25 protein-coding genes and 2 riboswitches are annotated in these 25416 nt (G+C 38.0%); of the genes, 18 read left to right on the top strand and 7 right to left on the bottom strand.

Annotated elements, in window-relative coordinates; translation table 11 throughout:
* The first annotated feature begins 55 nt into the window (after positions 1–55).
* Entirely contained in the window at positions 56–1054 is a 999-nt protein-coding gene (locus tag MMB69_RS24805; RefSeq protein ID WP_277448571.1) for a LacI family DNA-binding transcriptional regulator, read from the top strand.
* 63 nt (positions 1055–1117) lie between these two features.
* On the opposite strand, the gene MMB69_RS24800 is transcribed toward MMB69_RS24805, so the two are convergent.
* Positions 1118–2398 carry an MFS transporter gene (locus MMB69_RS24800; RefSeq protein WP_013055219.1) on the bottom strand — a complete coding sequence of 427 codons (1281 nt, stop codon included), beginning with the start codon at positions 2396–2398 and terminating at the stop codon, positions 1118–1120.
* A gap of 429 nt (positions 2399–2827) precedes the next feature.
* Between MMB69_RS24800 and iolG the strand changes: the two genes are divergently transcribed.
* The 7 genes from iolG (at position 2828) to MMB69_RS24765 (ending at position 11513) form a co-directional block, all read left to right on the top strand.
* Complete coding sequence (gene iolG, locus MMB69_RS24795) at positions 2828–3850, top strand: inositol 2-dehydrogenase (RefSeq protein ID WP_277448570.1); 1023 nt, start codon at positions 2828–2830, stop codon at positions 3848–3850.
* Positions 3851–3926: 76 nt separating this feature from the next.
* The gene (iolC, locus tag MMB69_RS24790) at positions 3927–4934 is read left to right on the top strand and encodes a 5-dehydro-2-deoxygluconokinase (protein ID WP_264408849.1); all 1008 of its coding nucleotides are present in this window, start codon (positions 3927–3929) and stop codon (positions 4932–4934) included.
* Between the two features lie 85 nt (positions 4935–5019).
* On the top strand, positions 5020–6477 hold the full coding sequence (locus MMB69_RS24785; protein ID WP_277448569.1) for a CoA-acylating methylmalonate-semialdehyde dehydrogenase: 1458 nt from the start codon (positions 5020–5022) through the stop codon (positions 6475–6477).
* A 112-nt stretch (positions 6478–6589) separates the two neighbouring features.
* Positions 6590–8524, top strand: a complete 1935-nt coding sequence (gene iolD / locus MMB69_RS24780) for a 3D-(3,5/4)-trihydroxycyclohexane-1,2-dione acylhydrolase (decyclizing) (RefSeq protein ID WP_221785195.1) — start codon at positions 6590–6592, stop codon at positions 8522–8524.
* A gap of 84 nt (positions 8525–8608) precedes the next feature.
* Positions 8609–9505, top strand: a complete 897-nt coding sequence (iolE, locus tag MMB69_RS24775) for a myo-inosose-2 dehydratase (RefSeq protein ID WP_221785194.1) — start codon at positions 8609–8611, stop codon at positions 9503–9505.
* A gap of 60 nt (positions 9506–9565) precedes the next feature.
* On the top strand, positions 9566–10591 hold the full coding sequence (locus tag MMB69_RS24770; protein ID WP_221785193.1) for a LacI family DNA-binding transcriptional regulator: 1026 nt from the start codon (positions 9566–9568) through the stop codon (positions 10589–10591).
* Positions 10592–10724: 133 nt separating this feature from the next.
* Positions 10725–11513: a 5-deoxy-glucuronate isomerase gene (locus MMB69_RS24765; protein ID WP_264408850.1), complete on the top strand. Its 789-nt coding sequence runs from the start codon at positions 10725–10727 to the stop codon at positions 11511–11513.
* Positions 11514–11769: 256 nt separating this feature from the next.
* Here the strand turns inward: MMB69_RS24765 and MMB69_RS24760 are convergent, their stop codons facing one another.
* The 3 genes from MMB69_RS24760 to MMB69_RS24750 all read right to left on the bottom strand — a co-directional run bounded on the left by MMB69_RS24760 (position 11770) and on the right by MMB69_RS24750 (position 13995).
* Positions 11770–11988: a hypothetical protein gene (locus MMB69_RS24760; RefSeq protein WP_277448567.1), complete on the bottom strand. Its 219-nt coding sequence runs from the start codon at positions 11986–11988 to the stop codon at positions 11770–11772.
* A gap of 349 nt (positions 11989–12337) precedes the next feature.
* Complete coding sequence (locus tag MMB69_RS24755) at positions 12338–13204, bottom strand: YitT family protein (RefSeq protein ID WP_013055229.1); 867 nt, start codon at positions 13202–13204, stop codon at positions 12338–12340.
* Between the two features lie 380 nt (positions 13205–13584).
* Positions 13585–13995, bottom strand: a complete 411-nt coding sequence (locus MMB69_RS24750) for an Lrp/AsnC family transcriptional regulator (RefSeq protein WP_221785191.1) — start codon at positions 13993–13995, stop codon at positions 13585–13587.
* A 196-nt stretch (positions 13996–14191) separates the two neighbouring features.
* Positions 14192–14236, top strand: a riboswitch (PreQ1 riboswitch).
* A gap of 9 nt (positions 14237–14245) precedes the next feature.
* Here MMB69_RS24750 and MMB69_RS24745 point away from each other — a divergent pair.
* From MMB69_RS24745 to MMB69_RS24730, 4 genes are all read left to right on the top strand, one after another.
* Positions 14246–14734, top strand: a complete 489-nt coding sequence (locus tag MMB69_RS24745) for a QueT transporter family protein (protein WP_221785190.1) — start codon at positions 14246–14248, stop codon at positions 14732–14734.
* A gap of 436 nt (positions 14735–15170) precedes the next feature.
* Positions 15171–15620, top strand: a complete 450-nt coding sequence (locus MMB69_RS24740; RefSeq protein WP_264408851.1) for a hypothetical protein — start codon at positions 15171–15173, stop codon at positions 15618–15620.
* A gap of 71 nt (positions 15621–15691) precedes the next feature.
* The gene (locus MMB69_RS24735) at positions 15692–15937 is read left to right on the top strand and encodes a hypothetical protein (protein ID WP_221785188.1); all 246 of its coding nucleotides are present in this window, start codon (positions 15692–15694) and stop codon (positions 15935–15937) included.
* A 27-nt stretch (positions 15938–15964) separates the two neighbouring features.
* Positions 15965–16405, top strand: a complete 441-nt coding sequence (locus MMB69_RS24730; protein WP_264408852.1) for a hypothetical protein — start codon at positions 15965–15967, stop codon at positions 16403–16405.
* On the opposite strand, the gene MMB69_RS24725 is transcribed toward MMB69_RS24730, so the two are convergent.
* Entirely contained in the window at positions 16370–17806 is a 1437-nt protein-coding gene (locus MMB69_RS24725) for a DHA2 family efflux MFS transporter permease subunit (RefSeq protein ID WP_221785187.1), read from the bottom strand. The two genes, MMB69_RS24730 and MMB69_RS24725, sit on opposite strands and share 36 nt — an antisense overlap.
* A gap of 21 nt (positions 17807–17827) precedes the next feature.
* Complete coding sequence (locus MMB69_RS24720; RefSeq protein ID WP_221785186.1) at positions 17828–18403, bottom strand: TetR/AcrR family transcriptional regulator; 576 nt, start codon at positions 18401–18403, stop codon at positions 17828–17830.
* A gap of 330 nt (positions 18404–18733) precedes the next feature.
* Here MMB69_RS24720 and rluF point away from each other — a divergent pair, with 330 nt between their 5' ends.
* Positions 18734–19450, top strand: a complete 717-nt coding sequence (rluF, locus tag MMB69_RS24715) for a 23S rRNA pseudouridine(2604) synthase RluF (RefSeq protein ID WP_221785185.1) — start codon at positions 18734–18736, stop codon at positions 19448–19450.
* A 37-nt stretch (positions 19451–19487) separates the two neighbouring features.
* Here the strand turns inward: rluF and MMB69_RS24710 are convergent, their stop codons facing one another.
* Positions 19488–20441, bottom strand: a complete 954-nt coding sequence (locus tag MMB69_RS24710; protein WP_221785184.1) for a TRM11 family SAM-dependent methyltransferase — start codon at positions 20439–20441, stop codon at positions 19488–19490.
* A 260-nt stretch (positions 20442–20701) separates the two neighbouring features.
* Between MMB69_RS24710 and MMB69_RS24705 the strand changes: the two genes are divergently transcribed.
* The 5 genes from MMB69_RS24705 to MMB69_RS24685 all read left to right on the top strand — a co-directional run bounded on the left by MMB69_RS24705 (position 20702) and on the right by MMB69_RS24685 (position 25255).
* Positions 20702–20860, top strand: coding sequence for a hypothetical protein (locus tag MMB69_RS24705; protein ID WP_013055238.1), 159 nt, complete (start codon positions 20702–20704; stop codon positions 20858–20860).
* A gap of 167 nt (positions 20861–21027) precedes the next feature.
* Entirely contained in the window at positions 21028–21417 is a 390-nt protein-coding gene (locus MMB69_RS24700) for a tautomerase family protein (RefSeq protein WP_013055239.1), read from the top strand.
* Between the two features lie 359 nt (positions 21418–21776).
* Entirely contained in the window at positions 21777–22781 is a 1005-nt protein-coding gene (gene ftsZ / locus MMB69_RS24695; protein ID WP_013055240.1) for a cell division protein FtsZ, read from the top strand.
* Positions 22782–22783: 2 nt separating this feature from the next.
* Positions 22784–22973: riboswitch (cobalamin riboswitch) on the top strand.
* Between the two features lie 143 nt (positions 22974–23116).
* A complete protein-coding gene (gene nikA / locus MMB69_RS24690) occupies positions 23117–24658 on the top strand; it encodes a nickel ABC transporter substrate-binding protein (RefSeq protein WP_221785183.1) in 1542 nt (513 codons plus the stop codon).
* A gap of 69 nt (positions 24659–24727) precedes the next feature.
* Positions 24728–25255: a GNAT family N-acetyltransferase gene (locus tag MMB69_RS24685; RefSeq protein ID WP_221785182.1), complete on the top strand. Its 528-nt coding sequence runs from the start codon at positions 24728–24730 to the stop codon at positions 25253–25255.
* Positions 25256–25416 lie beyond the last annotated feature (161 nt).

The raw sequence follows: 25416 nt of genomic DNA, 5'->3' as shown, positions 1-25416 counted from the left end.
TGAATACTTTCGTGATAAAATAAAGGAAGAGATCACGAAGAAAGGAACAGTGAAAGTGAAACCAACCATTTACGATGTTGCGAAAAAAGCAGGGGTATCGATAGCCACTGTATCCAAAGTAATCAATCAAACAGGCCGTATTAGTGAAAAAACGATAAAAAAAGTGAATAAAGTAATGATGGAATTAGATTATCAGCCTAGCAGTGTTGCAGCGGCGTTAACAGGAAAAAAGACGTATACGATCGGTGTTCTAGTTCCTGATATCTCGAATCCTTTTTTTGCAGAGGTAGCAAGAGCTTTTGAAAATAGTGCTAGAGCAGCGGGATACACGCTTTTTTTATGCAGTACAGATCATCAAACTGCGCGCGAGCATGAATATATAGATCTTTTATTTAAAAAACAAGTAGATGGAATCATTATCGCAACCGAACTAAATGATACGAAGCTCGTAAAGAAGATTGTGAAGCATGATGTACCGCTTGTATTGTTTTCAGTTGACCATCCTTCTATCTCAACGCATGTAGTGACAATTGATAACGTTCGCGGAGGATATATCGCAGGTACGTATTTAATAGAAAAAGGTCATCAATCGGTAACGATTATGACTGAAAAAGATAGAAAAAGCAGTGAGGGGCGATTAGCAGGATTTAAACAAGCGCTCACAGAAGCAAATTTATCACTAGAAAACCAGTCCATTATCAGCTGTTATTCAACAGTAGAGGATAGCAGGAGAGCAAGTAAACAGCTGCTTTCCTTACCTAATAGGCCAACAGCAGTCTTTGCATGTACAGATCTAATTGGTGTATCGCTCATAAACGAGGCAAGAAAGCAGGGGCTTTCAATTCCGGGAGATCTGTCGGTAATTGGATTCGATAATACGATTTATGCCGATATTGCTGAGCCCGGTTTGACAACGATTGAACAACCCATTTCTCAGATGGCTACTAGTACGTTTGAACAGCTGTTAAAGTCTATGAAAAAAGAAGAGCATGCGAAACAGCGAGTAACGATTATTCCCGAACTAGTAGAACGTGCGTCGGTAAAAAAGTTATAAAATAGAGAAGGTAAAAAAGCTGCAGGTGTTGAGGCACCTGCAGCTTTTTCTGCTTAAGCATATTTATAGAGAGACCGGACTTTTGACTTCGTTTATTGTTTCGCCTTTAATAGTTGTCTCTGTTGGAATCGTAAGGAAACCAGTTAGAAAAGCACCAAAGAAGTATAAGCAAGCAAATATCCAAATTACGCCGCCCGTGCCCAAAAGACCAATAAAAACGGTCACAATTAAAGGACCTACAAAAGCAGAAAGTCCAGATCCTAAGTTCAACACAGACATTGCAGCTCCTTTATTCTCCGGAGCTAAAGAAGGCACTAACGCTGTAAGAGGGACATAACCTGCTAGTGTTGCACCGTAACAGCATGCGACAATCATCATTACCCAATAATTATGTCCGACGAATTGCGGTACATAGTAAAGAGCAAGTGTTACAATTCCGCATCCAACTCCGCCAAACCATTTGATTGTATTTACCCAGCCAAACTTATCTCCAACAATACCAAAAATAATATTAAAAGCCATATTCACAAAAAACAATGTACCCCAGATTTGCAACCATTCACTCATCGTAAAATCATGTTTCATCATATATGTTGGTAAGAAAACAACAAATCCAAATTGAGCAGCAGAGTTAATAATCTTTACGATGCCGCCGATCCCTACTTTAGGGTTCTCAAATGCAATTGTAATCCCTTTCATTAATTCTTTTGTTTTATTATCGTTTACTTTTTGTACGGTAAACTTGTCTTTATTCATAATAATCGAAAAGATTCCACCGATCAAAACAAAAAGTAAACCACTCCACAAGGTAGCGATTTCTCCAATTTTTGGAACCATATAACTTGAGTAAAAGGCTCCGATTACGCTTAATCCAAGCTGGAAGACAAACCAAAACCAGCCTACTGCTTTTGAAAGCATTTCCTGGGGCGTTCGGTAAGACACCCAGACCAAGAATGAGTAAGCAAATAAAGGGTAACCAAATCCTCTAAGAGCATAACAAATTAGTATAATTGTGTAATTCATAATATGAAGTCCTAAACCTATAAATCCAATTGAACCAATAATAAAGGATATCAAGCCGAATGCCATGGCTTTTCTAGGACCCCACAGCTGAACCAGTACGCCGGAGAACCAGGAAGAAACAGAGACCGTAATGCCGTAAACAGTAAACAGTAAAGCAGCATGTTCAATGGTTAAACCTCGTTCTACAAGATAAGGAGATAACCATCCTTGTTCTAAACCATCGCCAATCATAAAAACGATAATACCTATGTATCCCCACGTTAAATGAGAAGGGATCCCAATCCTGTCTAAAGCCGTTTTTCTGGAAATAAATTCATTCATTTTCCACACCACCAGATCGATTATTTTGTGTAAAACATCAAACTAATTTGGTTAAGCGCTTAATCTATTTGATAAAAAGTATACGCTTACATTTTTTGAACGTCAATTAAAATTTTAAATATATATAATTTTCAATCAAATGATTTTAATCATAAAAATATTAGTATGCAAGGCAATAATCACTGAATTCATGATAAAAATACTTAAATATAGAGAATTTCTTTATATTTCATCGATGAATAGATAAAAAATAAAAATAGTTTTTTATAGTATGCGTTTAGATTGTTAAAAAACAAATATTCTAAATAATCTATAAAAAATGTTTGCATTTCAGAAAACGTTATGTATAATTGGAATCAGGAAAGCGCTTAACCTATGTAGAGGTTTGAGCGAATGTTTTCTTAACTTTTAATTAAAGGGGAAAATAAGATGGGGATTCTTACAATTGGAATAATTGGTGCTGGACGCATAGGGAAATTACACGTTGATAATTTAAAATTAATGCCGCAAATAAAAATTAAAGCGGTTTCAGATGTGGTAGTAGACCATTTACATGAATGGGCTGCAAGTAAAGAAATTTCGACGTTAACAACAAATTATCAAGATTTATTAGCTGATCCAGAAATTGATGCCGTTTTCATTTGTTCGCCAACGAATACGCACGCATCGATTATTAAAGAAGCAGCTCGAGCGAAAAAGCATATTTTCTGTGAAAAGCCCGTTAGTTTTTCAGTAGAAGAAACAATCAAAGCGTTAGAAGTAGTAAAAGAACATGGCGTGCAGCTTCAAGTTGGCTTTAACCGACGCTTTGATCCCAACTTTAAAAAAGTGCATGATCTTGTACAGCAAGGAGAAGTAGGACAGCCGCACATTTTAAAAATCACTTCCAGAGACCCTCAGCCTCCGAGTCCCGAATATGTTCGCGCTTCAGGAGGATTGTTTATGGATATGATGATTCATGATTTTGATATGGCTCGTTATGTAATGGGCAGCGAAGTAGTAGAAGTATCGGCTTACGGCACGACGCTCATCGATCCTGCTATTGAAGAAGCGGGAGATATAGATACGGCAATTGTGTCATTAAAATTTGCAAATGGAGCTTTAGGTGTAATTGATAACAGTCGTCAAGCTGTCTACGGTTACGATCAGCGCCTTGAAGTTTTTGGTGAAAAAGGTGCAGCTGCTGCTGACAATTGCCGTCCTACTACAGTAGAAATATCAACAGGCGAAAGTGTAGTCAAAGAGAAGCCGCTGTATTTCTTTCTTGAGCGCTATACACAAGCGTACATAGCGGAAGTGACACAGTTTGCAAGAGCAATTATGGAAAAACAAAGCGTTATTTGTACAGGGAACGACGGATTACAAGCAGAACGAATTGCTAAAGCAGCAAAAGAATCTTTACTATCCGGGCAGCCAGTAAAGATTGAACATAAAAAATACGCAGTGAATTAATGACGGTAAACGTGGGGATGAAAGAAATTGATCTTTCTACCCTTTTAGGAAAGCGCTTAACTAAGGAGGAGTAAAGATGAATCCGCTTGTTTTTAAAGAAAATCGTGATTTAGATTTTATCGCTATCGGCCGCTTATGTATTGATTTAAATGCAAATGAAACACAGCGTCCAATGGAAGAGACTAAAACATTTACTAAATATGTAGGAGGCTCTCCGGCTAATATTGCGATTGGAGCAGCAAGGCTAGGCTTAAAAACCGGCTTTATCGGAAAAGTATCAGATGATCAAATGGGACGCTTCATTACGGATTATCTGCAAAAAAATAAGATTAATACAGATAGCATTGTTATTGATAAAACTGGGGCCGTAACAGGGCTAGCTTTTACGGAAATCAAAAGTCCTACAGATTGCAGTATCTTAATGTATCGTGATAACGTAGCGGATTTAAAACTAGATCCTACAGAAGTATCAGAAGAATATATTAAGAAGTCAAAGGCTCTTTTAATATCTGGAACGGCTCTTGCGCAAAGTCCTTCTCGTGAAGCAGTGTTTTTAGCGCTAGAACACGCACGCAAGCATGAAGTTGTAGTGTTTTTTGATATCGATTATCGTCCATATACATGGGAATCCGAAGCTGAAACGGCAGTCTATTTTAATTTAGCCGCTGAAAAATCAGATGTAATTATTGGTACGCGAGAAGAGTTTGACATGATGGAAAACCTTTTAAATTATAAAGAATCTAATGATCAAGTAACAGCAGAGCGCTGGTTTTCTCACCATGCTCAAATCGTCGTGATTAAGCACGGTGGAGAAGGGTCTATTGCCTATACAAGAGATGGTAAGTCTCACCGCGGAGGAATATTTAAAACAAAAGTTCTGAAAACGTTTGGCGCTGGTGATTCCTATGCTTCAGCCTTTATTTACGGATTGATGCAAGGGCTGGAAATTCCACAGGCAATGCGATTGGGGGGTGCCTCCGCATCGATTGTCATTTCAAAACACAGCTGTTCAGATGCTATGCCGACAAGCATTGAGCTCTTCAACTTTATGGAGACAGCAACGGAAGTTTTGCAGGAAGCTTAATAAACAAAGGGAAAATCTTGAGAGATTGCTTGAGAGATTAAAGGAATAGCAGCTTATTAAAATTAGATAAAGGGAGAGATATTCTATGACACAGACAGCAGTAAAAACAGTAAAAAACTATATTGGTGGACAATGGATTGAATCAGCTACATTAAAAACGGAACCTGTGTATAACCCAGCGACAGGTGAACTAATCGCACAGGTACCTCTTTCTACAAAAGAAGACGTAGACCAAGCGGTGCAAGCAGCAAATGAAGCGTTCAAAGGGTGGGCAAAAACAGCCGTGCCTAAACGTGCACGAATTTTGTTCAAGTATCAGCAGCTATTAGTAGATAACTGGGATGAATTAGCAAAGTTAGTGACAGTTGAAAACGGAAAAAGCTTTAACGAAGCGCGAGGTGAAGTGCAGCGTGGAATTGAATGCGTAGAATTTGCAGCAGGTGCTCCTACGTTAATGATGGGTAAACAGCTTCCTGATATTGCAACAGATATTGAGTCTGGCATGTACCGCTATCCAATTGGCGTCATTGGAGGAATTACACCGTTCAATTTTCCAATGATGGTTCCTTGCTGGATGTTCCCGCTTGCGATCGCTTGCGGCAATACATTTGTGTTAAAGCCTTCTGAGCGTACGCCGCTGTTAGCTGCAAGATTAGCTGAGCTGTTTGAAGAAGCTGGTTTGCCAAAAGGTGTATTAAATATTGTAAACGGCGCGCATGATGTGGTAAACGGTCTTCTTGAACATAAATTAGTGAAAGCTATTTCGTTTGTAGGTTCCCAGCCTGTAGCTGAGTACGTGTACAAAAAAGGCACGGAAAACTTAAAGCGTGTTCAAGCTTTAGCCGGTGCTAAAAACCATTCAATTGTATTAAATGATGCAGATTTGAACGTAGCAACAAAACAAATTATCGGAGCCGCTTTTGGTTCAGCAGGTGAACGTTGTATGGCAGCATCTGTTGTTACTGTACAAGAAGAAATTGCGGATCAGCTAATTGAAAGATTAGTAGAGGAAGCAAATGATATTGTAATTGGCGACGGCTTAGAAGAAAACGTCTTCTTAGGACCAGTCATTCGTGAAAATCATAAAGAGCGTACGCTCAGCTATATTGAATCAGGCGTGCAAGAAGGAGCAGAGCTTATTCGTGACGGTCGCACAGATGCAGCAGTAAATGGCAAGGGCTACTTTGTAGGACCAACGATTTTTGATCATGTTACGCAAGAAATGAAAATTTGGCAAGATGAAATTTTTGCACCTGTGCTGTCTATTATACGCGTGAAAACATTAGGAGAAGCCATTGAAGTAGCCAATAACTCTCGATTTGCGAACGGTGCTTGCATTTATACAGATAGCGGCGCAAGCGTACGTGAGTTCCGTGAAAATATTGAATCCGGTATGTTAGGAGTAAATGTAGGGGTACCGGCACCTATGGCATTCTTCCCATTCTCTGGCTGGAAAGATTCTTTTTATGGTGATCTTCATGCAAATGGTACGGACGGCGTGGAGTTTTATACAAGAAAGAAAATGGTAACAACGCGCTGGTAAGTGATTCATTAAAAATCGCATTTCATTTTAAAAGGAGGTATCAGGAATTAAAGATATTCCTTATGCTTCCTTTTTTAAAATCGCAATCTAGTATTAGAAGGGAGAAAGAAGCATGGAAACAGTTAGAATGACGACGGCACAAGCATTAGTGAAGTTTTTAAATCAGCAGTATGTTGAATTTGATGGAAAGCAGCATCAGTTTATTAAAGGGATTTTTACAATTTTCGGGCACGGAAATGTGGTAGGTCTTGGGCAAGCTTTGGAAGAAGACCCAGGAAATCTAGATGTATATCAAGGACGTAATGAACAAGGAATGGCCAATGCAGCGATGGCTTTTGCAAAACAAAAACATCGAAAGCAGATTATGGCTTGCACATCTTCAGTGGGGCCAGGTTCAGCAAATATGGTTACAACGGCAGCCACTGCTTCAGCTAATAATATTCCGGTTTTGCTGCTTCCTGGTGATGTATTTGCAACTAGACAGCCGGATCCCGTCTTGCAGCAAATTGAACAGTCATATGATTTATCTATTTCTACAAACGATGCTTTCCGGCCAGTGAGTAAGTACTGGGATCGCGTAAGCCGCCCTGAACAATTGATGACAGCTATGATTAATGCGATACGTGTGTTAACGAATCCTGCAGATACGGGAGCTGTAACTATTTGTTTGCCTCAAGATGTGCAGGGAGAAGCATGGGATTTTCCAGCTTATTTCTTCCAAAAGCGCGTTCACCGCATTGAGCGCCGCCTTCCGACTAGGAACAGTCTAGCAGATGCAATTCAATTAATGAAAACAAAGAAAAAGCCAATCATCATTTGCGGAGGAGGCGTTCGGTATTCAGAAGCTGCAAAAGAGTTAAAACAATTTGCTAGTGAGTTCCATATTCCATTTGGAGAAACTCAAGCAGGGAAAAGTGCCGTTGAAAGTGACTATCGCTATAATCTAGGCGGAATAGGTGTAACAGGGAACTCAGCTGCTAATACAATCGCTAAAGAAGCAGATTTAGTAATTGGAGTAGGCACTCGATTTACTGATTTTACAACAGCATCTAAACAGCTTTTTCAACATCCCGACGTGCAATTTCTTACCATTAACACGTCTGAATTTCATGCAAATAAACTTGATGCCGTGAAACTTGTAGCTGATGCAAAAGAAGGTTTGTTTGCTCTTAGGAAAGAGCTCATGTCAATTGGCTATCAGTCTGGTTACACGACAGAAATTGCAAGTGCAAAAGACGCATGGGATACAGAGTTAGAGCGTCTGCATAGCATACGTTTTACTGGTGCAGATTTTGTTCCGGAAATACAAGGTCATTTAGATGAAAGCTTAGCTGAATATGCAGAATCACTTGGTACTCAATTAACGCAAACAGAAGTAATTGGAGAGGTGAATAAGCTCCTTGATGACAACTCCGTCATTGTTGGTGCAGCAGGAAGTCTTCCAGGCGACTTACAGAGAATGTGGAAGTCTACTAAACCTAATACCTATCATATGGAATATGGATATTCATGTATGGGATATGAAGTATCAGGCGCACTTGGAGTTAAGCTAGCAGAACCAGCTAAAGAAGTGTATGCGATGGTTGGAGATGGAAGCTATCAAATGCTTCATTCAGAGCTTATTACAAGCCTTCAAGAAAGAAAAAAGATAAACATTTTACTGTTTGATAACTCAGGCTTCGGGTGCATTAATAACCTTCAAATGTCAAACGGTATGGGTAGCTTTGGCACAGAGTTTCGCTATCGAAACGATGAAACAGGAAAACTAAACGGAAACGTGATGAAAATTGATTTTGCAGCCAGCGCCGCAGGCTACGGTGTAAAAACGTATCGGGTAAGCTCTCTTGAAGAATTAAAAACGGCGATAGAAGATGCACAAAAACAAGAGGTTTCTACGCTAATTGATATTAAAGTGCTGCCAAAAACTATGACGAACGGTTATGAATCATGGTGGCATGTAGGAGTAGCAGAGGTATCTAAAAATCAGCATGTACAGGAAGCTTATGAAGATAAGGTGAAAAACCTTGAAATGGCAAGAGTTTATTAAGGGGCAGGAGAAAATGAAGTTGGTGAAGAGAAACATTCGATAAATATAAAAGAGGTTTCAATTTCATATAAGGGAGAGGAAGAGATGTTCAAGGAAAATACGGTCAAACTGGGGATTGCTCCAATTGCTTGGACAAATGATGATATGCCTGAGCTAGGAGCTGAAAATACATTCGAACAGTGTATCAGTGAGATGGCTTTAACCGGTTTTAAAGGAAGTGAGGTAGGAAACAAATATCCGCGAAATGTTTCGATCTTAAGGAAGGCATTATCGCTTCGGAATTTGGAAATTGCAAGCGCATGGTTTAGTACATTTTTAACAACAAAGCCGCTGGAAGAAACGGTGACGCCATTTATTGAACATCGCGATTTTTTATACGAAATGGGAGCAAAAGTAATTGTTGTGTCTGAACAAGGGCACAGCATTCAAGGGCTGATGGATGTTCCTTTATTTAAAGAAAAGCCTGTGTTCACGCCAACAGAGTGGAGCAGACTTATAGAAGGCCTGCACCATCTTGGGAAACTGGCACGAGAAAAAGATATGCATATTGTCTATCATCACCATATGGGCACAGGTGTACAAACAACAGAAGAAATTGAGCAGCTAATGGAGCTTACCAATCCGGAGCTTGTTTCGCTCCTATTTGATACCGGTCATCTTGTCTTTTCAGGCGAAGAACCTCTTTATATCTTAAAAAAATATCTTCACCGTATTAAGCATGTTCATTTAAAAGATATTCGCCAAGAAGTAGTTGATCGAGTCAAACAACAAGACCTGAGCTTCTTGCAAGCGGTAAAAGAAGGAGCCTTTACTGTTCCAGGTGACGGAGCTATTGAATTTGATGAAGTATTTACTACGCTTGCCACTTCGGATTATAACGGATGGTTTGTCGTAGAAGCAGAACAGGATCCAGCCCTTGCTAATCCTTTTGAATATGCGTTAAAAGCAAGAAACTTTATTAAAGAAAAAAGCGGTCTTTAATTTCCATTGTAAAAGATTTTACGCCTTTTATGTGTTTATGAAAGGAAAGGAGGAGAGGAAATGAAGCCAACCATTTATAGTGTGGCTGAAGAAGCAGGTGTATCAATTTCTACGGTATCAAAAGTCATCAATCAAACCGGTCATATTAGTGAAAGAACAAGACAAAAAGTAATTGAGGTTATGGCGCAGTTGAATTACCATCCAAGCGTCGTAGCATCTGCTTTAACAGGAAAACCCACTAAAACGATTGGGCTTCTCGTACCTGACATCTCCAACCCTTTTTTTGCTGATTTGGCAAGAAGCATAGAAGACCGAAGTCATGAGCGAGGTTTCCATGTTGTAATGTGCAATACCGATAACGATGCGGAAAAAGAGAAAAAGTATCTATCGCTGTTAATACGTCAGAGAATCGACGGTTTAATTGTAGCTTCTGCTTTTCGCAATGCTAATCTTTTAAAAAATATGCTTAAGCAAGATATACCGATTAGCGTTATTGCTTCAGAAATTCCTCACATATCCGTTAATACAGTGACAGTGGATGACTACAAAGGGAGCTATTTAGCGACTGATTATTTGCTGTCTTTGCATCATGAAAAAATTGCGATTATTACAGAAAATGCAAAAAGCAATCACGCCCGTTTAGATGCTTTTCGAGACGCTATGCAAGAAAATGGAATCATCGTGCCGCCTCAGCACGTTATTACGACCGAAGCAAGTATTCAAAAAGGATATGAAAGTGCTAAGCAAATTTTTTTAATGAAGGAGAAAGTGACGGCTATTTTTGCTTGTAACGATTTACTGGCTATCGGCGTTATGCAAGCCGCAAAGGAACTCAAAATTGATGTGCCGCAAGACTTATCAGTGATTGGCTTTGATAATACGGTTCTTTCTACTACCATCACGCCCATGTTGACGACAGTAGCACAGCCGACAAAAGAAATGGCTGTAAACGTAGTGGATTTGCTGGTTAGAGAAATGAAATATCCAGCGATGCATAAAGAACATTTGCTTCTTGAGCCAAAATTGATTGTTCGGAAATCAACGGCTCCGTTACGAAGGGAAGCCACAGCATCTACAAATAATTGAACACAATCAAGAATATTGCCGTTAATAAAAAATCCTCATAGTCACATATTCAAAAGAATTTGGAGAGTCTATGAAGAAAAAATGAGTAATTAGTAATTCTTATTGTGCTACTACATAAAGGAGGAATTTAAGCATGTTAGGTAAATTAGGTGAGTTAAATAAAGGATACAACGTACTTACAGAAATGACCGGTCAGCACAAAGATATGCTGATGGATATTGGGATTTATAAAATGTCCCAAGGAAAAGAGGAAACTTTACTAGACAGTAGCAGTGAAACGGCTATTCTTTTACTAGAAGGAAAGGTAAAGCTAGAGTGGGAAGGCCATTCGAAAGAAATTCAGCGCCAGTCCCTATTTGAAGAAGAGCCTTGGTGTTTGCACGTTTCAAAAAATGTGGAGGTTAAAATTACCGGGCTTGCCGATAGTGAAGTGCTAATTCAAAAAACGGATAATGAAAAAGAGTTTTCATCAAAATTATATACGCCTGAAGATTGTCAAAACACAGTGGCTGGTGAAGGAGTATGGGAAGGTACTGCTCAGCGTGTAATTCGAACAATTTTTGATTACAATAACGCTCCTTACTCTAACCTTGTTATTGGAGAAGTTATTTCTTATCCAGGAAGATGGTCGAGTTATCCGCCTCATCATCATGACCAGCCCGAAGTGTATTACTATCGTTTTGACAAGCCCCAAGGATTTGGCTGCGCAATGGTTGGAGAAGATGCGTACCGTGTAGTTGATAATAGTTTTATTACAATTCCTGGCGAATTGGATCATCCTCAAGCAACGGCTCCCGGCTATGCGATGTACTTCTGCTGGATGATTCGCCATCTCGACAATAATCCGTGGACAGACCGTATTATGGAAGAAGAGCATAAGTGGTTATTAGAGCCAGATGCAAAAATTTGGCCTGAAAAATAAATAAAGATCTTTATACAAAATGAGTTTCAAATGTTGAAAAACATCGAATAAAAAATAATTATGCGTAAAATAATAGTTTATTTTTGTAAAATATGTTTTTATATGTTAAAATATAGCTTGTATTAATATTCAGGCGATGATATCGCTCTTTGCTGCAGATTCCTTTTTAGGAGTCTCTTTTTTTTGGCAACTGAAGCAAAAAGATACAGACGATTCGTATATAAATTAAAAGGAAAAGGAGATAAGCGTAAACCGCTTATCTCCTTTTCTTTTTAGCGTTATCTAACGCTAAGTTCTTTTTCACTACTTTTTCTAAAGCAACTTCCACGTGAACATTTTTTTTATCGATGTCATTCACAAGCACGACGGTTCCTTTTCGTCCTTTAATCTTTAAATCATCACCCGTAGAAGGGATGTTTTCCCTCAGCTGGCTTAATAGAAGCTTTCTGTTTTCAAAAAAGTGGACAGCCACCATTTTATCTCACCTAATTTCATATGATATGTGTGATACAAAGATGTGTATATGAAATCCTTCCTATACATTATGTCGTCAGGGGTGGTTTTAGAACACATTGAATAGACAATTGTTGCATCGATATATGAAATAAATAGGATGGCATAGTTATAAATCTCCTATCCTTGGACATACTTATACTACTAATCTAAAAAGGGATGTGGATGAAAATGAAGGTGGCTATCGGATTAAGTGTATTTACGGTCGTTACAGGAGCAGTTGCGTTAGGGTCTGTTTACTTTTTAGCAGGTATCTTTTCGTTTTTCTTAACGGTTTTTTCATAAAAAAATCCACCAAGAGGTGGATTTTTTTATTTAGCAGCGGCTTTTGTTTCATGAGGCGAATTGCCGATAAATCCAAATTTCCCGCCGACAACTTCTTTTACTTCGTGGATGACAATAAAAGAATTCGGGTCAATTTGCTGGATTTTCTTTTTAATTTTTAATAGCTCGTTCTTTTTAATAACAACGTAAATAATGCGTTTATCTTTGTTGGCGTAGTAGCCATATCCGTAAAAGATGGTGGCTGCATTTCCAAATTCACTGGTAATAACTTGTGCTATGTCTTTGTACTGATCAGACATAATCGTCATAGCTTTTTTGTTGTGGAAACCTTCGATAACAACATCGACGATTTTAGCACAAAGATAGACGAATATAAAAGTATAGAGTGTGTTGTTGACGCCAATAGCAAAAACCGAGGCTAAAATAATGACGCTGTCCATATAGAACATGCTTTTAGAAATATTATAACCTTTTGTATAGTTTAATAAATAAGCTAAAAGCGTTGTTCCACCGGTAGATCCATCCGCGATAAAAATGAGAGCAAGTCCTGTTCCCATTAGTAAAGCCCCGAATACAATTCCTAAAATCATGTCGTGAACGTGAAAAGGAATATAGCTGACTAGACCGAGGAAAACGGACGTCATGACGGCTCCTAGAATCGTATAAAGAATCGTTTTTTTGGTTAGAAATTTATAGGCTAAGGCAATAAATATAAGGTTTACAAGAAATGTGCTGATACTTGTAGGGATATGAAATAAATAATATAAAACAAGAGCAATACCAACTGTACTTCCGTCACCTAATTTATTTGGAATGACGAAAAAATCAATGGATGCAGCAACTAAAAGTGCTCCAACAATAATTAAGATGATGTCTTTATAGATTGTTTTCAATATGCAAACCTCCCTGATTATTAGGATATTTTCATGTGAAATCTTGTTTTTACTAGTGTTTCACAAATGATAAAATAAAAAACGTCTTAGAAATTGTCTAGTTATAAAACTGATCAACTTCTAAGACGAAGAATTACGATACGTGTATGGGTCTTGATCCGGCTTTTCCATGCTTCGATGTCACCGATTATATAAACCTCTGACCGCTATGTCAACGCTATGAGAGATGTTCAACTTTTCAAAAAATAGAAGGCGGTTTCCTACATAAAAAAGAATCCTTTGCGACGATGCAAAGGATTTTCAAATTTATTGGAATAGGGGGAATACGTTATTAGAATTGCCATTTTCATAAATTAATATACCTTTATTTTTTAAAAAAATTATTTGTTAATGACAATTGAAAGTTTGTAATTCACATGCTGATTTAGCTCTGTCAAAAAATCATTTAATTCTTCATTTGAATGAAATTTGCATTCTAGTAAGTAGCAGCCATCGCCGCTGATTTTAAAGTTGTTGATGACGTACTTCTGCTGACTTTCTAAAAATGTAAGGTAGGGGTGGTGATGAATGCTCTGCGTATAGATATTTAAAAATGCATGGACGGTGTAGCCAAGTTTTCGTTCATCAATGTTAATTGTATAGCCTTTGATAATGCCTTCATCTTCTAACTTTAATACTCTAGCAGAAGCGGCTTGTCCGGTTAAATGCACTTTTTCTCCTAATTCTTTCATCTTCATACGTCCATTTTTTGATAGCTCTTCTAGTATGCGCTTATCTGTATTATCTAACATCACTACAAATCCTTTCGTATTTCAAATCAAAAGGGTTAACTACTTTATGTCACCTATGTATACGGATACGTCTTCTATTTTATACTAAAGAAAAGTAAGAAAAAAGGGCAGTCAATGTTCAAGATATAGAAAGCGGCAGTAGTTTGCAAACAGCTAGATTGACGAAAGCTTAAGCTTGCTGTATGATTCTTTGAGTGTTTACGTGGTTCGTAACCATCCCACGTTAAAAAACTAAGGAGAGAATAGTAAGATGAATATAAGAACACTTTGCGTCAACGGTCTTTTAGCTGCTATGTATATTGCTGTCAGCATGTTAATTCAGCCGTTTGGCTTCACCAATATCCAATTTCGTATATCGGAAATGTTCAATCATTTGATTGTATTTAATAAAAAGTACGTGTACGGCATTGTACTAGGGGTATTTCTGACGAATTTGTTTTTTTCACCAATGGTCGCTTATGATCTGGTGTTTGGGGTAGGACAATCTGTACTATCATTACTCATTACCATTTTTTCTATGCGCTACATTAAAAATATGTGGGCTCGTATGCTTATTAATACACTTGTGTTTACGTTTACGATGTTTATTATTGCGTTTGAACTGCACCTAGCATTTGAGTTACCATTTTTCTTTACATGGCTAACAACAGCTGTTGGTGAGTTTGTTGTTATGCTTGTTGGAGCACCAATTATGGCAGCAATTAATAAACGTGTACAATTTAATAAGCTAGTTGGATAAAAAAGATGGGGCTGTGATAAATCTCACAGCCCCATCTTTTTTTCTTTGTTATTCTATAAGTGTAGTGATAAACCCCTTATTATTGAAGAGCTTTTCACGCATGGACAAATTACCCATATCTAGCATGTGAAAAGAGCAGGTCGCGTTTGCGTTCTGCTCTTTTTGCGTAAGGAAATAGCGAGTATTCGATTAGATTATTTTGAAAGAAGAAGTGACAAATCTCACAGCGCGTTCTTTTTTCTTTTGTTACGATATACATATAGTTGGCAAACTCCTTATCGAAAAGTTTTTCGCACAACAACACATTACCTATGCGTAGCAATTAAAAAAGCAGACCGAAAAGGTTTGCTTTTTTAATTGTGTATTTTTACCATTAAATTACTAATTTGAGTTATAATTGTAAGGTAATTTTTGTTACTAGAGAGGGGATTATTTTTTGAGCAGAAAGTTAGGAGTTCTTATTTTATTAGCGTTAGCCATCGTGTTTTCCGGATGTTCAAAAGAAGAAGGCAACGTTCCTTTAAAAGAGCTAGAAAAGATCCATATTAACGTCATCAAAGAACAAAAGATGAAGCAAGGGATTTCATATGAAATGGAATTAGTAAACAAGAGCGATTTGACCATCAAACAAAACAATGTCTTTTTATCCTATCCTTTAAAAATGAAAAACGGTTATTCTGAAAATAAATTTAAGGTATTAGCAGAAGGTAATAAATTAAATATTAAGCCAAAACAAAAAGTGCAGTTAACTGTATTTCTTCCTTATAAAGGAATTAATAAAGAAGCGTTAGCTATTGATGAGCCTGACGTAAAGTGCATAGGATATTGGAATAAGCTTGATGACTACCATCAATTTTCTTTTGGAGGATCCTTGAAGCAAGAGTAATAGAAAGTTTTTTGTTAAATAGTGGAACTTGAAAGGTGTGAAATCGTATATAAACCAAGGGGGAGATTTCATTGAAGAGATATGGACTATTTATCATTAGCTTCATTGTGTTGCTAGGTAGCTTTCAACTGCTATCAGGCATGATTCTTACGCTTTTGCATGTTCCAGAAAGCGCGGATATGTGGAGTTCAATTGAAGGTTTATCAAGTAAAGTAATGTTTGGCAGTCATTCACCTAGCTTTGCTTTTGTAATTCCCGTTTTAGCAGCTACAGCCGCTTTTTTTATTTCTAAAAAACGGGTTAGGAAAAGTGCATAAGGGATTGACAAAGGCGGTGAATGAACAGTGAGTGTAGACACGGATAGATTAATTAGCTTCTTTATTTTATGGGGAACACCCGCTGTTTTTAGTATAATAGAGTACTTTAAACTGAGTAAAATTGAAAAAAAAGAAGCGATACGAGACTTAATATCTTTAAAATCTATTGCAACAACAGGATTTATATTGATTGGAGGAGTGATGGCGAGTTTAGGTAGAGTATTATCTCTGCTGCCTCTGCACATTATAGGTACTTTTATTTTAGCTATTGGTGGTATCGTGGGCGCTATTGAAGCATGGAAAACAGAAAAAAAAGAGAGGTGTTATTATCCTTGTTTTCATAGTATCTATGATTGCTTTTACATTTGTGATATAAATTCTGCATGTAACAAGAGCTGCTCAAATTATGAGCAGCTTTTATCAGTTTCTTATTTATTGCGTTTCGAGCTGCTGATCTTTTTTCTTTAACGTAAGAGCGAGAAGGAACGAAACGACGGCGAAAGCGATGGCTACATAATAGACGGTATGAACTCCGCTTGTCATACTTTTTATTTGTAACAGCGTTTTATTCGTTTCATTTGATTGTTGAATAAAGTGCTGAGAAGCCATGGTCATAATACTTGTATACAAAGCGGGTCCAATTGCGCCTGAAACTTGGTTAATCGTATTTGAAATGGCTGAACCGTGAGCGTGAAGAGGTTTAGGTACTTGATTTAAAGCAAGCGTCATCACGGGTCCTATGCTTAAACCTACGCCAATTGTAAAGGCAGCGTATAAAATAGCTGCGGTCATCGTAGTTGTTTCACTGGAAATGGTAGTGAACAAACTTAAAATAAATGTTAAAAGGATTAAGCCTGTTAAAAGCAGCGGTTTAAATCCAATTTTATCAAACAAACGTCCTCCGACCATAGCTGTTAGAGCCAGCGTTACTCCTCCTGGAAGCATAAGAAAACCTGTTTGCAAAGGAGACAGTCCGGCAGCCGTTTGGAAATAAAGCGGCAAAATTAACATCATTGAAAACTGAATCATCATAATAAGAAACATTAAGAAAATTGATCTTGAAAACACAGACGATCTAAAAGGCTTCATATTAATCATGGGAGAATTAAGCTTTGTTTGCTGTCTGACAAATAAAGCAAGCGCTACGACGCCAATGATGAGCGTGAGCCATACAATAGGATTACTCCATCCTGTCTCTTCACCAGCTGCGCTAAATCCATAAACAACTCCTCCAAATCCAATTGTAGAAAGAATCACAGATGGGATATGAATTGTTGGTCTAGATGTTTCAGAAACGTTCCCGAGTTTAAAGAGAGCAAATAGGAAAATAAGCGCCGCCGCAATCAAAAGACCTAGAAATATAATTCGCCACGAATAATATTGAATAATTAATCCTGAAAGAACCGGTCCTATCGCGGGTGCGAATAAAATAGCTACGCTAAAAATCCCCATTACGGTGCCGCGTTTGCTAACAGGTACGAGTGTTAACATTGTGCTCATTACAAGTGGTAAAACAATGCCTGTTCCTAATGCTTGAATCATACGTCCCACAAAAAGCAGAGAAAACCATGGAGTAATAAAGCCGATGAAGGACCCAATTAAGTAAAAGCTCATAGCCGTCACAAACAGCTGTCTTAACGTAAATCGTTGAATTAAAAAAGCAGACACCGGGACGGATATGCCAATCACAAGCATATACCCTGTAGTTAACCATTGAGCTGAGCTCGTTTTAACGTAAAAATCTGAAATGATACTTGGCAAGGCTACGTTCATTACCGTTTCACTAATTAAGCATAAGAAATTTCCTAGAATCAAAATGAAAAGGATAAGCTTACTTCGTGTACTCATTTTTTCTTTTGTTTGTGTCATAATCGACCTCCTTTTACTACATTAATTTTTGTTTGCAAACAGCTTGCCAATTTGGTCAGCAGCAATTTGCATAGGAACTGTACTATTTTTAGTTAATGAAAGAGTATAAGCCCCTTCAATCCAAGACTGTATAGCTGAACCTAGCTGTCTTGCTTCCTCTTGTTCATAACCTGAACAAACTACCTTATCTGCATAAACTTGCTCCCACTCGTTATACACGGCTTCACAGGCCATACGAAGCGTTTCGTTTGATGACCATACTTCACTTGACATAGCAGCGAGGGAGATATCTGCTTCATTTTCCACTTGTTCAAACATTCGATCGGCCATTAGTTTTATATGATATTGAATAGCTGACGCGGCATCTTCATGAGAAGCGAGGGATTTTTCGATATAAGCTTTGACTCTTTCCCCCGTTTTTTGAATAGCTTCTTTTGCTAATTGTTGTTTTCCATCCGGGAAATAATAATAAATAGATCCTCTCGGAGCGCTGCTTTCTTTTGTAATTTGACTTAGACTGGTGGCGTGATAGCCTTTTTTGCGAAAAAGTTTAGCAGCTGCGCTTAAAATCTTTTCTTTTGAATTGGTTGGTTCCATCAAAACAGCTCCCTAATATAATTACTATTTGATCGGTCAGTATAATGGTAGCAACTCTATACTGATCAGTCAATCTAGACGTTGAGGTCTTGTATATAAGTGAAGATTGATGCAAGATTCACAGGTGTAAGCATTGATTGAAATGTTAAGAATAAGGTTACAAAGTATTTTGGACCTATACTTCTATTACTGTTAAAAAAATATGATTAAGTAATGAAATTAAAAGAAGACGAGAAGCGTATAGCATGTTACGATAGGGACGGTATAGAAATTGACACATATCGGTTTCTAATAGAAGATACAAATTTTAAAATTTTTAAATGTAAGGTTGTGATTCACCTGAGACTGAATAAATTTATTAGCGAATCTGGCAAAGCATCAAGACGCGGGGCAGATAAGTTAATTAGTGAAGGAAGAGTAACCGTTAATGGAAAGGTTGCAAAAATCGGAGATCAAGTTAAGCCTGGCGATGATATTCGAGTAAGCGGCCAACAGCTTCGGATTGCTCGAAATAATGTATATATTGCACTTAATAAACCAGTCGGCATTACAAGTACGAGTGAAAAAAAAGTAAAGGGAAACATCATTGACTTAGTCAATCACCCTTTGCGTATTCATCATGTCGGACGACTAGATAAGGATTCAGACGGCTTAATTTTACTTACAAATGACGGCGATATTATTAACGAAATTTTACGTGCAGAAAACAAGCATGAAAAAGAATATATTGTTGCAGTAGATAAGCCAATTACACCGGAGTTTATTAAAAACATGTCTGAGGGAGTGAAAATTTTAGGTACACAAACGCTTCCTTGTAAAGTGACACAGCTGTCTAAGTACGAGTTTCAAATTATTTTAACACAGGGCTTAAATCGTCAAATTCGCCGTATGTGTGAAGTGCTCGGGTATGAAGTATACCGCCTTCAGCGTACTCGTATTATGAATATCCATTTAAACAACTTACCGGTTGGACAGTGGAGAGATTTAACGAAAAAAGAGCGTACGCAGCTATTCAAAGAATTAGACTATGAACCTAAAGAGTGGTAAATCAAAAGACACCAGCCTGTTAGACTGGTGTCTTTTTTTATTCGCATACAACTACTTGTCTAGAAAATACGCTTTTGCGCGCTACGCAGCGATCTGAAATAGAAAAGCCAGCTTCATGAATCATATGGTCAATCGTATCTACTGTAATCACGACTACTTTATCCGCAAAGCGGCGAGCGTGTTTTAAAATAGAAAGCTGATCTTCAGGCGTCGCGTGGGTGTAGAGATTGTAAGGCATGTCGATGATCGCTACATCATAGTGAGTGGTAACATCCGAAATCGGTCCGGTTTTGACATCACCCTTTAAGCCGAAATGCGCAATATTTTCACGAGATCCGTCGGTCACAAGTGGGTTGATATCACGTCCTACAATATCAATGCCCATTGAAAGAGCTTCTACGAGGACTGTACCAATACCACAGCATGGATCAATCGCTTTGATTCCTTCAGGGTTTGGAACGGCAATGTTAGCTACAGCTCTTGCAAGGCGGGTACTGAGTGCTGTAGAGTATTCACGCGGTTTTTTCAAATGATGCAGCCATACAGCTTCGCTTTTTTGATATTTCCCAAAATACCAGCGTCCTTCAAATGGAACAATGCCAAACAAATGGTCAGGGTTATGCAAGTCTGCTTCTGCTACAAAATGCCAACCCACATCACGTTCAATAGCACGCTGACCTTTATAACTTATTTTTTGATCTTTTTCCAAGTCATTAATTTTCATGAAAATGAGTTTAAATGTTTTGTCTCCAAGGTCAATATCTTCTACTTGCTTACAAATATCTGCAAGGTCATCTGATTCATACATAATATCTAATCGCTCTTTGATAAAAGGGCTTCTGCTTGGATCAAGTTTAACGGCACTTTTTATGATAGGTTTCTCAGTTTCAATTTCAAAAAGAGAGCGTCTCTCTAATTGGCATAGTGAGAGTTCCTCTTCGCTGCATGCGTATGTGTAGATATACTGAGGCAGCTGCGTATGGTTATTCAATATCGTATCATCCTTTATCGTATCTAATTATCCTTCTTCTCAAACAATAGCGAGAAAAGAAGAGAAAAGCAACGAATTTAAATATATTTGGCCGTGAATACTAAATTGAAGCGCTACATAGTCCACTTATTTGACAAAACATGCTAAAATAACTGGTGATAACCTGCATGTGCTGCTGTTTATACAAAAGAACTGGATCAAGGTTTCTCAAAAATCATTTACACACTGCTGACATTTTGATGAATAGGAGAGGCTACGTGATGTCTAAAAGTGATCATGAAAAGCAACAGATGAGTCGGGCTGATATGAAAAAACAAGCCAAAACATCCTCGCAAAACCTTGTGATGAACGTACTCATTGCCATTGTATCTGTATGTATTTTAGCTCTTATTATAAATGTTTTTGTACTAATGAAATGAGCCGTTATGCTGCTCATTTCTTTTTATTAGGTTCAGCTTTTATTGAAGCGTTTGAGGTCTCTTTCACTAGAGAGCACATTGTGAATAGCATATCTTTTTTTAACAAATGATAGTTGTGATATGATGAAGCAATAGTACATTAGACAAAAAGCTGGAGGTTACTTAGTATGCCATTACTTAGATTTGATGTAATAGAAGGAAGAGATGAAAAAGAGTTAAAAACATTACTAGACGCTGCTCACCGAGCGATGCTAGAAGCCTTTGGCGTGCCAGAACGCGATCGTTATCAAATTGTACATCAGCATCCTGCTCATGAAATGATTATTGAAGATACAGGTCTTGGCTTTGAGAGAAGCAAGGATTTGGTTATTATAAGCGTAACAAGCAAACAGCGAACAGAAGAGCAAAAGCAAGCTCTTTACAGATTAATTGTAAAAGAGCTTGGAGAGAGCTGCGGCATTCAGCCAAACGACATTATGATTTCGATTGTTGAAAATGGTAATGCTGACTGGAGCTTTGGCATGGGAGAAGCTCAATTCTTAACTGGGAAATTATAAAACGGTTTATTATCTAGAGAAGCCCTTATTTCTAAGGGCTTTTTCTCATTTTGTCTATAAAAATATTATTCTCTTAGTCACATCTTACTCAAAATTAAATACAGACATCTGTCAAATGAATGATACAATAAGCTTATATGCCATTTTGAGTGGAAAAACCATAAAAGAGTTCGGCGTACTAATTTTAGAACAACAATAAATTTACATAAAGATGTAAAGATTTAAAGGTTAAAAGAGAAGTGTATAAAATCTGTAAAACAAAAGAACAGTTACGCGTTAAACATAGGAGTAAAAGGTTCTTCACGTGTTTTTTCGGATAATAAGAGAAAGTAATTTTGATCATTGAGGAGGAACTTAGAATGTTTGGATTTGATGCAGATGTATCGCCACTGGTGCGAATTAAAGTAATTGGGGTCGGCGGTGGAGGAAATAACACCGTTAACCGTATGATTGAACACGGTGTACAAGGAGTAGAATTTATCGCCGTTAATACGGATGCTCAGGCGCTTAACTTATCTAAAGCAGATGTGAAAATGCAGATTGGTGCGGCCTTAACGCGAGGATTAGGTGCAGGAGCTAATCCAGAAGTGGGAAGAGAAGCAGCCGAAGAAAGCAGAGAACAAATTCAAGAAGTACTGCAAGGCGCAGATATGGTATTCGTAACAGCTGGCATGGGCGGAGGAACTGGTACTGGAGCAGCTCCGGTTATTGCCCAAATTGCCCGTGAACTAAATGCTTTAACAATTGGAGTAGTCACTCGCCCGTTCAAGTTTGAAGGAAATAAACGTACGAAGCAAGCAGTAGGCGGTATTACTGCGATGAATGAATCGGTAGATACCCTTATTGTGATTCCAAACGACCGCTTGCTTGAAATTGTCGATAAAAAGACGCCTATGCTTGAAGCATTCCGTGAAGCAGATAATGTTCTTCGCCAAGGTATTCAAGGTATTTCAGATTTAATCGCTGTGCCGGGGCTGATTAACCTTGACTTTGCTGATGTAAAAACAATCATGTCTAATCAAGGATTTGCGCTTATGGGTATCGGACGAGCTTCCGGATCAGACCGGGCAATTGAAGCAGCGAAAAAAGCGATTTCTAGTCCGCTGCTAGATGCATCGATTGATGGAGCACGAGGCGTGCTGTTGAACATTACGAGCGGCAGCAGCTTGAGTCTTTACGAAGTACAGGAAGCAGCAGATATTGTCACGTCCGCTTCTGATCAGGACTTAAATATGATTTTTGGATCTGTGATTAATGAAGATTTAAAGGACGAAATGATGGTAACCGTTATTGCCACTGGATTTGATGATGAAGATGTTTCACCATCAGCTTCTACTTCTAGAGTTTCAAGAGCACGCTACTAAATTAAATAACCAGCTTTTATGGTAGCAATTGTTTTTCAATTGCCTTAAAAGGGAATCCGGTGCAAATCCGGAGCGGTCCCGCCACTGTAACAAGGAGCCTTATGTCAAAAAGCCACTGTCTATTTAGAGACGGGAAGGCGGTATAAGGCAATGACTTGAAGCCAGGAGACCTGCCATAAATCTCAGCACACAATAACCTACGAGGATAGGGAGGTGTTTTGGCAGAATCAAAAATAAGATAAACAAGGGATACGTTTATCTGAATTTGTTGTGAAGACAAGCACTTCTTTTTAGAAGTGCTTTTTTGTGTATTAAAATAGAAGGTGGAAAAATCAATGATAAATAATAAAAAACTCGTATCTATGATATTTCTCGTGTTACTTTGCCTCACTGCTTGCGCTCCTAATGAAGAGAGCGTAAGTATAAAAGAAAGAAAGAAAACGGATAAAAGTGTGACGTTTTTATTTAATTTTACATCTGCAACGCTTGATCCTCATAGGGACGATAATTATACAGCAGTTCGTGCGGGAGTAGGGGAGACGCTCGTTAAAATCAGCGACGATTTAAAAATAAAGCCTTGGCTTGCTGAAAAGTGGGAAACGAAAGATAACGGCCTTACATGGACATTTATGATAAGAAAGAACATCACGTTTCAAAATGGAAAAGCGCTGGATGCAAATGCCGTTAAGTCTTCTCTTCAAAGAACGATAGATCAAAGCTATGCGATGAAAAACGCTTTAAATATTAAAGAAATGAAAGCGAACAGTCATGCGCTGACAATTACATTAAAAGAACCAATGCCTAAATTTCCTTCTGAGTTAGTGCATCCAAACACAGCTATTATAGATGTTGATGTTTCTAATATAGCTAAGAAGCCCATTGGTACAGGACCATTTCACGTTTTGACTTTCGATCAAGGAAATCAAGTGAAGTTAGAAAGATATGAACATTATTGGAATGGAAAAGTGAAATTGAAAAATGCGATCTTTGCATTTAACGAAGATGCTAATGCGCGAGTTGCGGCTCTTCAGTCCGGGACAGCGGATATTATTTATCGGCCGCCTTTAGAAAGCTTGAGCACTTTACAAGCGAATTCGTCTTTCAAAGTAAGTGGAGTACCTAGTGTGCGTACTCATTTATTGCTTTATAATCAAACCAATGACTCATTAAAAGACGAAAATGTAAGAAAAGCTATCGATACTTTATTGAACCGAAAAGAAATTGTCAGTAGCATAATGAACAATCAAGCGGCAGCGGCTCGAGGTCCATTTTTACCTCAATTTCCTTTTGCTGATAATACTGCTAACGAGCAAAGAGGTATGACATCTGCTAGAAAATATTTAGAGAAAGCAGGCTATCAAATCAAAAATGACAAAGCAATCAAAAATGGAAAGTCACTATCGCTCTCTCTTGTCACATACAGCTCTCTGCCAGAACTGCCTTTAATTGCTCAGCTTATACAGTCTAATGCGAAAGAGTTAGGAATTACTATTAAGATTCACCTAGTTGAAGATAGCGATGAATATGTAATGGCAAAAGATGATTGGGATTTAGCATTGTACAGCCTTATCACAGCACCTAGAGGGGATGCCAGCTATTATTTAAGCACGAACTATTTGCCGGGCGGTGGTTTAAATGCCAGTCGGATTAATGACGATACGCTAACAAAAATGATAGAACAGTTAAATTCAACCGTAGATGACGCAAAACGAAATCAGCTAGCCAAGCAAGCAACCGCTTTGATTAATAGAAAAATGCTGACATCATCGATTGTACATCCAAACATTGTTGTTGCTTATAATCAACAAGTGAAAAATTGGACAACAAATCCAAGTGAGTATTATATGCTGACTCAGCATTTAGACGTAACGCCGTAGTCAATATTGTTGTTCCTATAGGAAAACGAGAAAGTATACAATGATAGATAAAAGGATGTGACAGTAAACGTGCAAGAAGTACAAATGTATCAAATTAAAGAAGTAACAGAAAAGGATGCGAAAGTGGTTCAGTTTGTCATGAATATGCGGAATGAGCTATTTCCTATGCTGGAAAAAAATCAGCTTCCTGTGGATTTGCTTCATTTTAATGAACATTACGTTCAAGCGAAAGACGCTGCTTTTTTTGCAGCTGTTACGGAAAATCAACAAGTAATTGGAACAATTGGTTTATACGCTTACGATGGAAGGTTTCATGCATTAAAAAAGCAATATGAACATAAAACTGCAGCTGAGATTGTAAAATGCTATGTCGATCCAGCGTACCGGCGTCTAGGCATTGGACAGCAGCTGTTAAAAGCAGTGGAACAATTTGCTCAAAATCATTTTTATGACACGTTGTATCTGCATACTCATCCTTTTTTACCGGGGGCTATCCCATTTTGGACTTCACAAGGTTTTATCGAAAGGCTTGCTGAACAGGAAGAGCCATGGAATACGCTGCACATGGACAGAAAAATACAACCAGTCGTAATGTAACGATATTATACAGTAATTACCATAGAATCTAGATAAGAGCTCATGCTATAATAAGCGTACTTACATTTATAGCCTGTAGGGCAAGTCCTTACAGAAAAGAACCACGTTTCGAATTGGCTGAAGCGTGGTTTTTTTCTATGAAAAACAAATAACAAAATATT

The sequence above is a fragment of the Priestia sp. P5 genome (assembly GCF_029522155.1).
Lineage (GTDB): Bacteria > Bacillota > Bacilli > Bacillales > Bacillaceae_H > Priestia > Priestia megaterium_E.
Note: the sequence above shows the minus strand (reverse complement) of the source record. Positions and strands in the feature narration are given on the sequence as shown.